8 protein-coding genes are annotated in these 11495 nt (G+C 69.1%); 5 read left to right on the top strand and 3 right to left on the bottom strand.

All coding sequences use genetic code 11. From position 1 onward, the window contains the following. From AB0I03_RS01270 to AB0I03_RS01260, 3 genes are all read left to right on the top strand, one after another. Entirely contained in the window at positions 1–1848 is a 1848-nt protein-coding gene (locus AB0I03_RS01270) for a DUF1998 domain-containing protein (RefSeq protein WP_360404479.1), read from the top strand. Continuing rightward, positions 1839–2594, top strand: coding sequence for a DISARM system phospholipase D-like protein DrmC (gene drmC / locus AB0I03_RS01265; protein WP_360404476.1), 756 nt, complete (start codon positions 1839–1841; stop codon positions 2592–2594). The genes AB0I03_RS01270 and drmC overlap by 10 nt, the downstream gene beginning before the upstream one ends. Positions 2595–2721: 127 nt before the next feature. Continuing rightward, entirely contained in the window at positions 2722–4872 is a 2151-nt protein-coding gene (locus tag AB0I03_RS01260) for a UvrD-helicase domain-containing protein (RefSeq protein WP_360404473.1), read from the top strand. A gap of 79 nt (positions 4873–4951) precedes the next feature. Here AB0I03_RS01260 and AB0I03_RS01255 read toward each other — a convergent pair whose 3' ends face one another. Continuing rightward, entirely contained in the window at positions 4952–7012 is a 2061-nt protein-coding gene (locus AB0I03_RS01255; RefSeq protein WP_360404470.1) for a DUF262 domain-containing protein, read from the bottom strand. Positions 7013–7310: 298 nt separating this feature from the next. Between AB0I03_RS01255 and AB0I03_RS01250 the strand changes: the two genes are divergently transcribed. Next, the gene (locus AB0I03_RS01250; RefSeq protein ID WP_360404467.1) at positions 7311–8312 is read left to right on the top strand and encodes a TerC family protein; all 1002 of its coding nucleotides are present in this window, start codon (positions 7311–7313) and stop codon (positions 8310–8312) included. Positions 8313–8393: 81 nt separating this feature from the next. Here the strand turns inward: AB0I03_RS01250 and AB0I03_RS01245 are convergent, their stop codons facing one another. Together AB0I03_RS01245 and AB0I03_RS01240 are read right to left on the bottom strand one after the other, a co-directional pair. Next, positions 8394–9509, bottom strand: a complete 1116-nt coding sequence (locus AB0I03_RS01245) for an MFS transporter (RefSeq protein ID WP_360404464.1) — start codon at positions 9507–9509, stop codon at positions 8394–8396. Continuing rightward, entirely contained in the window at positions 9499–10155 is a 657-nt protein-coding gene (locus AB0I03_RS01240; protein WP_360404461.1) for an HAD-IA family hydrolase, read from the bottom strand. The genes AB0I03_RS01245 and AB0I03_RS01240 overlap by 11 nt, the downstream gene beginning before the upstream one ends. A 59-nt stretch (positions 10156–10214) precedes the next feature. Between AB0I03_RS01240 and AB0I03_RS01235 the strand changes: the two genes are divergently transcribed. After that, positions 10215–11414, top strand: a complete 1200-nt coding sequence (locus AB0I03_RS01235; protein WP_360404458.1) for an ROK family protein — start codon at positions 10215–10217, stop codon at positions 11412–11414. Positions 11415–11495: the final 81 nt, after the last annotated feature.

Below are 11495 nucleotides of genomic sequence, written 5' to 3'. Positions count from 1 at the left end.
ATGGCCCCGAAGCAGCCCATCAGGAAGGTCGGGTCCGCCCGGCCGAGCCACCTTATGTTCACCGGAGGCATCGGCGCGATCGTCGACCTGCCGAACATGTCCGTGCTCGTCGGCGGCATCGACGACTGGCCGAGCTTCCAGAACGACCTGGTGGAAGTGGTCGAGCCGCGGCTCCTCGACGAGGTCCGGCGGAAGATCGGCCGAGGGGTGGACGGACTCCGGCTGATTCCGCTCTCCGAAGAGGACGACAAGTCCCCGATCGGGGTACCGGTGCGGCCCTTCCCGGCCTGGCTGCGCTGCACCGGCTGCGATCGGCTCGCGCCGATCGACAGCCGGATCTTCACCTATATCAACACCAAGACGGGGCGGCCCGACGAAGCCCGGTTCGAGCACGTGAAATGCAAGAACAACAAGGACTTCAAGGCCATCCCGGCCCGCTTCCTGCTGACCTGCCGGAACGGGCATCTGGACGAATTCCCGTACGAATGGTTCGTCCACCACGGCGCGGCTTGCCCCAAGGCGGAGTTCCCGCAGCTGTCCATGCTCGACCGGGCCGGCAACCGAGCCGTCAACGTGCTCATCAAATGCGGCAACTGCGGATCGCAGCGCAACCTTCGCGACGCGATGGGGGAGTTGGGCAAGGCGAACCTGCCCGGCTGCCGCGGCAGGCATCCGCACCTTCGCGAGTTCGGGCCCTGCACCGAAGACGCCGTGCCCCTCATCGTGGGCGCCTCGAACCTGTGGTTCCCGCAGACCGCGGCGGTCCTGTCCGTGCCGCCCGACACTGCCGACAAGCTGGCCGGCCTCATCGCCGAGTATTGGGATTCGATCCAGCCGTTCGCGGGGTTCGCCGCCGAGCAGCTTGCACTGGTGATGCGCTCCGTCCCGGCGCTCAAGCCCTTCGCCGAATTCGAGGCCGCGGACTTCAAGGCCGCAATGGACTCCTACATTCCGGCCGCCCCCGGCACCGAGGAGCAGCAGGACCTCCTCGAACCTGAATGGAAGGCCTTCACCGCCGGGCAGCTCGCCGACGACGGCCGGAACTTCACCGCCGTCCGCGGCAGCGACGGCGTCCCGGAGCGGTTGCGGCCCTTCTTCACCGATGTGGTCCGCGCCGAACGACTCCGGGCTGTGCGCGCGTTCTACGGCTTCACCCGGCTCGACGCGCCCGACCCCGAGGAACCCGATCTCGTCCCCACCGCGTCCATCGGCCGCGGCGCCCCCAAATGGGCTCCCGCCAGCGAGGTCTTCGGGGAAGGGATCTTTCTCCGTGTCGACGCCGAAGCCCTCGCCGAATGGACGGCGAAGACCGAGTCGAGCGAAGCCGTCCAGCGGCTCCGGGCGGCTTGGAAGGAGTTCCGGGGCAAGCGCCACTCGCACCGGCTCGGTGCCGCCTTCGACGCGGAGAAAGGCTGGCCCGGCACCGGGTACGTAGTCCTGCATACCTTGTCACACCTGCTCATCCGCTCCATCGCACTCGAATGCGGCTACAACTCCGCGAGCCTGGCCGAACGCATCTACAGCAACGGCGAAGACCGGGCCGGCATCCTCATCTACACGGCCGTGCCGGACGCGGAGGGCACTCTCGGCGGACTCGTCAGCCTCGCCGAGTCCTCCCAGCTCACCCGGATCGTCGGCAAGGCCCTCACCGCCGCCGAACGCTGCTCCAGCGACCCGGTCTGCTCCGACCACCTTCCCGCCGAACCGGCCGACTCGCTCCATGGCGCCGCCTGCCACGCCTGCCTGTTCGTCTCTGAGACCACCTGCGAACGCGGGAACCGCTTCCTCGACCGCCGCTTCGTCGCCGACCTCGGCGACGGCCTGACCTTCCTGCCGCCATGGGAGTGATACGACCGCGCGAGGCGGTCCACCTCTATGCCATCGAGCTGCTCGATCTCGTCGGCCCGCACACGATCATCAGCAACATCAACGACATCGTCGCCGCGGAACACCCGGCGATGCTGGCCGAACGCCTCGGCCATCCCGAAGCCGCCGAACTCCTCGGAAAACTCTGCAATGCCTGCCGCGAACTGGGTGAGCAGCGAGCCCTCGATTTCCTTCACGGGTTCTTCGCGGGCCTTCTCAACTGGCCCCGGGCCGCCGAAGTGGTCTGGACCGGCCCTACGGTGCCGGGCGTCCCGGTCCGTTCCACCTGGCGAGCCCTCCTCAGCGTCCTCGTCGCCGCTGAACAGGAGCTGTGGCTCACCACCTACTCCGCCAAGCCGTACCCGCCGATGCTCGAACAGCTCCAGCGCCGAATCGCCCACGGCGTCACCGTCAACATTGCCGTCGAGACCCTCGCAGGGGCCGGGTCGGCGATCTCCGGTTCCGAGCCCGCCGCCGCCTTCGCCACCGTGACCGGCGCGAAGCTCTACACCTGGGACCGCGCCACTCGCCCTGAGGACGCCAGGCTCCACGCCAAACTCGCCCTCGCCGACGACCAGCTCCTGCTGTCGACCAGCGCTAACTTCACCACCTCCGGCATCGAGAAGAACCTCGAAGCCGGCCTTCTCATCAGCGGCGGCCCGGCCCCCAAACGCACCGCCGAGCACCTGCGCGGCCTCGTCCGCAATGGACAGCTCGTGCGAATATGACGGTTCATCGCGTCCCGCGCCGGTTTCACCAGCATTCATCACGGACGGTAGTATTGCGAACGCTGTTCATCGCCGATGCTGTGATTCCCGCCCTGAACCACTCTTCCAGGCATCCCAGGGAGCCGTCTTGACCGAGCCGCAGTCCGCCGTCCTCTCCGTCTACGGCAACGCCGCCCGCCGCCTCGCGAAACTCGACCGCGCCGTCCAGGCCCGCTACGCCGAATTCCAATCGAAGTTCTGCGCCAACATGGACCTGCCCGGCCTGCGCCTCAAACGCCTCCAAGGCGACCGCCGACTCTGGTCCGCGCGGATCACTGACGACTACCGGGCCATCCTCTGCGAAGTCGCCCGCGCCCACTTCGTCCTCATCGACGTCGCTCCCCGCCAGTCCTCCTACGACCGGATCGACCACCGCTACACCGCCCATGTCAACGGCGTCACCGGCGCCTTCGAAGTCGCCGACTTCGACGAGATCCACAGCGCCGTAGCCGAATCTGAGCGGAGCCCCGAACCCGCCGCACCGGCCCACCCCGTTCGGGCAGTTGCGGTGACAGACCTGTTCAAGGACTACCCCGACGACGTCCTCCTCGACTTCGGCGTCGCCGCCCCGCTCCTCCCCGCGATCCGCCAGATCGCCACCGGCGACCAGCTCAAGGCCTTCTGCGACGTCGCGCCCCGCCACACCGCCGAAATCCTCAACGCCATCGATGCCGGCTTCACCCTCGCCGAGATCGAAGAGTTCGTCACCGCCCCCGTCCGCGCCCCCGAACCGGTCGACACCAGCGACTTCGCCGCCGCCGTCGAACGGCGCACCAGCTACGTCACCAGCTCCGACGCGGCCGTCACCGCCATGCTCGACGGCCGCTTCGAAGCCTGGCGACTCTGGACCCACCCGACCCAGCAGCAGCTCATCGACCGCACTTACAAAGGCCCCGCTCGCGTCAGCGGCGGGCCCGGCACAGGCAAGACGGTCGTCGCGCTCCACCGCACGGCCCGTCTCGCCCGCGGCCTCGACCCCGCGAGCGGCGAACGCATCCTGCTCACCACCTTCACCCGCAACCTCGCCGCCGACCTCAAGTCCAAACTGGGCCTGCTCCTCGACCAGGAGGCCCTGGCCCGCGTCGACGTCGAGCACCTCGACGCCGTCGTCCACCGGCTGGCCCGTGAGCAAGGCGACCTCGGAGCCCTCATGGGCGACGACGACATGCTCGCAGCGTGGGAGCAGGTACGAAGCGACCGGGGTGAGACCGAGTTCGACGCCGACTTCCTGCTCAGCGAATGGAACGACGTCGTCTGCGCGCAGCTGGTCACCAGCCGTGCCGAATACCTCCAGGCCCGGCGGGTCAAGCGACCCCGGCGGCTCAACCGGATCCAGCGGGCCAGGGTGTGGGAACTCGTGGAACGCTTCAACAAGCTGCTCGCTGAGCGCGGGGCATGGTGCTGGCCGCAAGTGCGCGCCACCACCGCGGTCGCCGAGAAGCACCGGCTCAAAGGGGACTACCGCTACCGCCACATCGTCATTGACGAAGCCCAGGACCTCACCCCCGCGCACTGGGTTCTCCTGCGCGCCCTCGTCCCCGAAGCCGTTGACGACCTGTTCATCACCGGCGACACCTTCCAGCGCATCTACGGCCAGCCCGTGACACTCGGCCAGCTCGGCATCGACATCCGCGGCCGTTCCAAGCGCCTGACCCTCAACTACCGCACCACCAGGGAGATCCTGCTCGCCGCGCTCGCCATCGGCTCCGGCGCACAAGCCGACGACCTCGACGGCGACACCGACAGCCTGGCCGGATACCGGTCCGTCATGAGCGGCGCACTCCCGGAGTTCAGGCCGCAAACCACGCCGGAGGCCGAACTCGCCACGATCGCAACGCAGGTCCGGGCCTGGACCGAGGCTCACGGCACCGGAGGCATCGCCGTGGCCGTCCCGCTCAAAGCCATGGCCGCCAAGGTGATCGACGGCCTGAACGCCGCAGGTGTCCCGGCCGCCGCGCTCGCCGCGGACGCGGTCCCCTCCTCCGACACCGTCCACGTCGGCACCATGCACCGCCTCAAAGGACTCGAGTACCGGTTCATGATGGTCTCCGGCATCGGCGCTGACAAGTTCCCGTACGGCTACGTGCGCAAACTGGCCGACACCGACCCGCAGCGATTCGAGCTGGAGATGGCGAAGGCCCGCAACCTGCTCTTCGTAGCCGCCACCCGCGCCCGCGACGCAGTGGTCTTCACCTGGACCGGCGAACCCAGCCCCCTTCTGCGCCTCGCCGCCGCGTGACGGCGCCACCCGCAGTCAGCCCCTGCAACCACTCTGGGATGGAGCGGAAGTTCACGCTGATCAGGTTCGAACGTCCGGGTTAGGCCTCCCGCAGCAGTGAAGCGAGTGTCTGGGGTCCGTCCCCAGGGGACTCCACCGACCAGTAGGCCCAGCCGTCGCAGGGGTTCCCCGCGGCGGAGCGGGCCGCTTCGTCCGGCGTTTCGAAGACCGCGCCGTCATACTCCAGGCGCCCGTCCTCCAGAACCGTCGCCTGGACCTCGTCCGACTCGTTGACCAGGGATTCGCCTGACATGACGAGCCCCAGACCGATCAAGTCCGCCACAGTCGTGGCGACGGGCCGGGTCGCCGGGGCCGGCTCGGGGTAGGCGGCCAGGTAGTCGTCCTTCGCCAGCAGGTCGAACGCGTCCTTCATGACTGCGGCCATGAGCCGGCGGCGGGCGGACAGGAACTCCTCGTACTCCATGCCGGTCCAGCCCTCGGGCAGCGCGTGCCAGTACACCTGCCGAGCCAGATCCGCGTCAGGGAGCCGATTGGCCCGCACCTGCGCCGGCCAGTACTCGGCGGGCGGACGGTCGGAGACGGCTATGTTGTCGGCCCATTCGACGAGGGCCATGTTCGCGAACTGGTTGATCCTGCTGCGGTCCTTGATCCCCAACCCGTTCTTCAGGAAGTTCTGGGGGAACAGGTGGTGGCGCTCGATGCCTTTGCGGACGTGCACGGAGGGGTCGAGCCGGGTGCGGACTTTCACCTTCGAGAGGAGCGCGTCGGCGTCGAGGATGTTCAACGCAGCGATATATCCGAAGAGCACGGGAGAGCGGCTGCCGGATGAGGCGAGGTCGCCCGGGAGCGTCACGGCCCACCAGTCGCTGGTCATCCGCTCGTCGATGAGACGCGAGAGCAGGCCCACATAGGCGTCGGCGTCCCCTTTCGCGAGGGCCGAGATCTGCGCGAGATCCCGTTCGACCTGGGTCTCGAACGAACCCGAGTAGCGACTGGTCGTCTGCCCCATGAAGAACCAGCGTGCGACCAGGTGCCGCAGGCGATCGATGGGGACCTTGAACTCGATGCGACCGATCAACCACATCACATAGGCGAAGACCACCGCGTTCTCCGAGGTGATCATCTTCCGGCCCCGGAATCCCGCGAGCTCCAGGCACTGCATGAACTCGTGCCAGTTGAGGAGGTCGAGCACCTGGTTCTGGGCCGCGGCGAGCTTCTCGAACTGCTCGCCGATGCGGGCGGCCCGCTCTGGCCCTTCAGGGACGTCGCGACCGCTGAGCACGGTGTAGACACTGTCGAGGCGGGCGCGGCGGAAGGCGAGCGCGATGGCGGCGCGCAGGAGCACCACCGGCTTGGGGTGCAGGTGCCAGTTGAACGGGGAGGGTTTCCCGTCGGTGCGCGGTGTGCGGGTGTCCTCGCAGAACCGCTCCAACTCCTGGCGCCCCTGCTCCCAGTAGACGCTCATGAGTGTCAGCAGGAAGTCGGACCGGTTGAGCTCGGTGCCTGCGGAGTTGATGCGGACGAAGATCTCCGAGACCTCTTCGACACCGGCGGAAGCTGAGAGTTCGATGACCTTGAAGTCCGTGTTGGCGAGGTCGCGGAGCTGGCTGATGGCGCGGGCGATGCGTCCCTGTTCTTCAGCGGGCACCTCGCGGTGCTCGGCGAGACGGGCGATGAAGCCCATGGTCTCGGTGAACTGGTCGTATCCTGGCGCAAAGGCCACGGAGATGTCATTGATGAACTCGGGATCGTTGCGGCTTGCGGCATTGGCCACCGCGAACGTCTCGTCGGCCGGACGGAACGCGATGGTGATGCGCGCCCGCGAATAGTCCTTTTTGAGCACCGGCCGTCCGGTGAGCACCGCGAAGAGCGCGGTGGTCCGCTGCTGCCCGTCGATGATGAGGTGCGCGGCGCTCTCGCCATCGGATTCGCCGATTCCGCGGCGCGAAGCCTCGGCCCCGGTCTCCCAGAACAGCAGGTATCCGATCGGATAGCCGCGGTACATGGAGTCGAAGAGGTCCCGGACCTGGGTGGTGTTCCATACGAACGGGCGCTGCAGCTCCGGCAAGGCGATGCGGCCCCGTTCGATGGCTTCGACGAGGTGCCGTACGGAATAGGTGGTGTCCTTGTACAGACGCATGGGGGTTCACTCCGGAGTCCGAAGGGCGACGCTAGGCGTACTGATAGTAGCGGCAATCCACGAGCGGGATTCGCGCCCTGGTTCGCCGCCGCAACGGAAGTAGGCGGCTTCTCGACCAAGGTTCTCAGGGACGCGGAAAAGCCAGATCGGCCGCGGCGTGGTCGTGATCATGCTTTGGTCGAGGTCACGGTCGTCAGGGTGGTCGTGACAAACGGGGCAAGCGGCCGTTAGGATGCGGGCACTGGGGGGATGATGTCAACCCTGCAGTCGTGATGATGGCAATCTGACGGAGGAAGCGTTGCTCGATATCAGCCCACTCACTTGGGCCGGAACCATCGGCCTCATCGTCGTCCTGCTGGCGGTGGACCTGATCCTCGCTGCAGTGCGCCCGCACCATGTCGGTTTCAGGGAGGCCACGGCCTGGTCGGTCTTCTACATCGCCATCGCGATCGTCTTCGGCATCTGGTTCGGCACCCAGTACGGGAACGCCGCGGGCACCGAGTACTTCGCCGGCTACATCATCGAGAAGAGCCTCTCGGTGGACAACCTGTTCGTGTTCGTGATCATCATGAGCACCTTCGCGGTACCGGACCACCACCAGCACAAGGTCCTCACCTTCGGCATCGTCCTCGCGCTCATCATGCGCGCGATCTTCATTGCGCTCGGCTCCGCGCTCATCAACTCGTTCTCGTTCATGTTCCTGGTGTTCGGCCTGCTGCTCGTCTACACGGCGATCCAGCTCTTCCGCCACCGCAACGAGGACCCCGACGTCGAGTCGAACCTGATGGTCCGCGGCGCCCGCCGCTTCCTGCCCATCACCCAGGACTACGTCGACGGCAAACTCACCACCAAAGTGGACGGCAAGCGGCTGTTCACCCCGCTGTTCATCGTCCTCATCGCCATCGGCAGCGTCGACCTGCTCTTCGCGCTCGACTCCATCCCGGCCGTCTTCGGCGTCACGCAGGAGGCATACATCGTCTTCACCGCGAACGCCTTCGCGCTGCTGGGCCTGCGCGCACTGTTCTTCCTCGTCAAGGGCCTGCTCGACCGCCTCGTCTACCTCTCGGCCGGCCTGGCCATCATCCTGCTGTTCATCGGCGTGAAGCTGGTCCTGCACTGGGCCCACGTCGACATCGACCCCGCGGTCCCCGAGGTCTCGACGCCGGTCAGCCTCACCGTGGTCATCGGCGTCCTCATCGTCGTGACCGTGGCCAGCCTCATCAAGACCCGCATGAGCCCCGAGGAGAAGGCCCACGCCGGCTCGCTCACGGCCACCAAGAAGAGGGACGACGAGTACTAGCAGTCGTTCAGCGGCCCGGATCGTGCATCATATTTCCTATAGGATGCACGATCCGGGCCTGCTGCGTCCGGGGCCGCTGCGCTACCGGCGCCTCGAGAGGACCAGCAGGATCACCAGCAGCGGGATCGGCAGCAGGAACGCCTCCCGCAACCCGATCCGCCCGTCCAGCCAGCCCAGCACCGCGGGCGCCGACAGGATCGCCGTCCCCGAAGCGAGCGACCCGATCGACGCCGAGTGCCGCCCGCTCAGGCCCGGGATGCCGACCAGGCGCCCCAGCATGATCGGGTACAGCGGCGCGATGCCGAGGCTCGCGACCGCGACCCCGGCGGTCACGGTCACCGGATCCTGCCCGAGGTAGACCACCACGGTGCCGACCGCGATCGTCGCCAGCGCCGCGTGCACCGCCCACGGCCGGTCCACGAACCGCGGCCCCACCAGGCGGCCCGCGGCCATCCCGATGCCGAAGCTCGCCCCGAGCGCCGAAGCCGTGCCGAGCGCGACCCCGGTGTCCACCAGGCGGGCCACGCTCCAGATCGAGAAGCAGAACTCGATCCCTACACAGAGGACGATCCGCGACCACGCGAGCGCCGCCGGACCGACCGGGACGCCGCCGCCGGTGGCGACCGCCTCGTCCGGAGGGCCTTGGACCGTGCGGTGCACGGCCCCCGCGAGCAGCACCGGCACGGCGCTCAGCAGCGCCCAGCGGCCGGGCACGCCCACCGACTCCAGCGCCCCGAACGCCAGCGGCGCGCAGACCCCGGCGGCGCTGGCGAGCCCGACCATGATCGTGATCCGCTTCGCCGCGCCTGGGCCGCGCAGTAGTGACGGCGTAGCGAGAGCGACTGCGGCGCAACCGAACCCGACGAGCACGGATCCCGTGCCCGCGACCGGCAGTTGCGGCGACGCGGCCATGACCACCGCGCCGACCGCGATCACCGCGCACGCCAGCCGCATCACCAGGCCCGCGCCCGCGCGGAGCACGGCCGGGCCGGCCGCGGCGGCCAGGACCAGGCCCGCGCCGAACGTCATGGTGAGCCAGACGAGTTCGCCGCGGGGCCGGTCGAGCTCGGCGGCGATCCCGGCCAGGTACGGGCCGTACGAGCTGACCAGGAGGCCGAGCCCGATCTGCGCGAACGCGACCACGCGGCTCAGGTCGCGGGAGGCGGCCGTCCGCTGGACCTCGGTGTCAACGGCCATCGGGCACCAGCAGCTCCGCGAGGTCGCCGAGGTCGGTGAGCTGCACGTCGGCGTCGAGCCCGCGCAGCGACGCGGTCATCGCACCCGCGGCGCGGCCCGCCGCCAGGCCCGGCTCGGAGTCCTCGACCACGAGGCACGCGGCGGGGTCGACGCCGAGCGCCTTGGCGGCCAGGAGGTATCCCTCGGGGTCGGGCTTGCCGCGCGCGACGTCCTCGAACGTGAACAGCAGCGGCGGGCGGATGCCCGCGGCGGCGAGGCGGGCCTTGGCGAGCCGGTCGTCGGCGCTGGTGACCGCCCACGGCATCCCGATCCGCTCGAATGCGGTGAGGAGCCGCTCGGCGCCTGCGATCGGGACGACGTCGGCGAGGTCGTCGTACTGGAGCTCCAGCTGCCGCGCGGCGGCCGTGTCGACCTGCGCCGCATCGAGATCGGGCCGGAGGCGGGCGGCGGTGATCGAGGCGGGGCTGCCGTGGGCGTTCACCAATGCCAGCGCCGGGTCGACGCCGTACTCCACCGCCCATGCGGACAGTGCCAATTTACGGCTCGCAAGCGTCGCCGAGGGGGCGCGTTCGACCGCGCCGTCGGAATCGACCAAAGTGCCGTCCATGTCGAGCAGGACCGCTTCGGGGTTGCTGTAGCTTCGCATGAAGCCCTCCGGGGTAGAAATAAACTCGTAACGCGAGGATAATTCCTGGAGGTCCCCGAGTGCAAGCCAGAACCCCTGCTCCCGCAGACGACGCGAGCCCGGCCAAAGTCGGCCGCGCCGAGGCCGCCCGCTGGAGCGGCGCACTCGACCTCCTCAAACTCGTGCGCTCCCGGCCCGGCGTCACCCGCGCCGAGGCCGCCCGCGCCATGCACGTCGGCAGCGGCACCGCCACCGAGATCTCCGCGCGCCTGCGCGCCCTCGGCCTCCTCGCCGAGGCCCCCGCCCCGCCCACCGGCCGCGGCCGGCCCACCACCACGCTGCACGCCCACCCCGACGGGCCCCTCGCCGCCGTCGTCGACGTCCGCTACGCCGACTGGGTCGTCGCCATCGCCGACCTCGAAGGGACCCTGGTCGACACGACCACCGGCCGCCACGCCTCCAAACGCCCCGAACGCGTCTTCGCCGACATCCGCGCCGCCGTGGGCGACCTCGCGGGCCGCTACGACGGACGCGTCCAGGCCGTCTCGATCTCCGCCACCGGCACCGTCCGCCGCAACGCCATCGTGCAGTCCAGTGTGCTCGGATGGCGCGACCTCGAAGTCGAACCGCTGCTCCCCGGTGTGCCCCAAGCCCTCGGCAACGACGCCACACTCGCGGGCCTCGCCGAAGCGCGGCTCTCGCATCCGGGGAAGAGCGTCCTCTACCTCACGATCGAGGTCGGCATCGGCGGGATCTTCGTCGATGAAGGCCACGCGGTCACCGGCGCCACCGGTGCCGGCGGCGAATTCGGCCACGCGCCCCTGGGCGACCCTCTCGTCGCCTGCCCGTGCGGCGCGCACGGCTGCTGGGATGTGGCGGTCGACGGCCGCGCGGTCGCGCGCCTGCGCGGCGAGGACGAACCCGAGGACCCGCGCGCGTACCTCATCGAAGCGCTCGTCGACCCCGACTCCCGTGCGGCAGTGGAGGAATGCGCCGCCGTCCTCGGCCGCGGCACCGCCGGACTCGTCAACATCCTCGACCCCGAGATCGTCTGCCTCGGCGGCCTCGCCCCCGAACTGCGCCGCGCCGCACGCGAACCGTTCGAGCACGCCTACAGCACCGGCCTCATGGGCTTCCGCCGCGACGACCCGCCCCGCGTCCTCCCCTCCGCCCTCGGCCCCGACGCCCCCATCCTCGGCGCCTCCGAAGCCGCCTGGGACATGATCCTCACCGAGAACGGCATCGCCGCCTGGAGCGAACGGCTGCCCGACTCGGCCTGAGTCCCGATGCAACCACATACGCGGTATGCGGAGTCTCCAGTACGGGCAACATTCGTTGGCCCCCCACCGATCTTGGAGACG

The organism is Glycomyces sp. NPDC021274 (assembly GCF_040641195.1).
Classification (GTDB): Bacteria; Actinomycetota; Actinomycetes; order Mycobacteriales; family Micromonosporaceae; genus Glycomyces.
Note: the sequence above shows the minus strand (reverse complement) of the source record. Positions and strands in the feature narration are given on the sequence as shown.

Coding starts and splice junctions, on each gene's coding strand:
- AB0I03_RS01255 (WP_360404470.1), bottom strand. CDS start 7,012: ATGCGTCTGTACAAGGACACCACCTATTCCGTACGGCACCTCGTCGAA.
- drmC (WP_360404476.1), top strand. CDS start 1,839: ATGGGAGTGATACGACCGCGCGAGGCGGTCCACCTCTATGCCATCGAG.
- AB0I03_RS01270 (WP_360404479.1), top strand. CDS start 1: ATGGCCCCGAAGCAGCCCATCAGGAAGGTCGGGTCCGCCCGGCCGAGC.
- AB0I03_RS01240 (WP_360404461.1), bottom strand. CDS start 10,155: ATGCGAAGCTACAGCAACCCCGAAGCGGTCCTGCTCGACATGGACGGC.
- AB0I03_RS01245 (WP_360404464.1), bottom strand. CDS start 9,509: ATGGCCGTTGACACCGAGGTCCAGCGGACGGCCGCCTCCCGCGACCTG.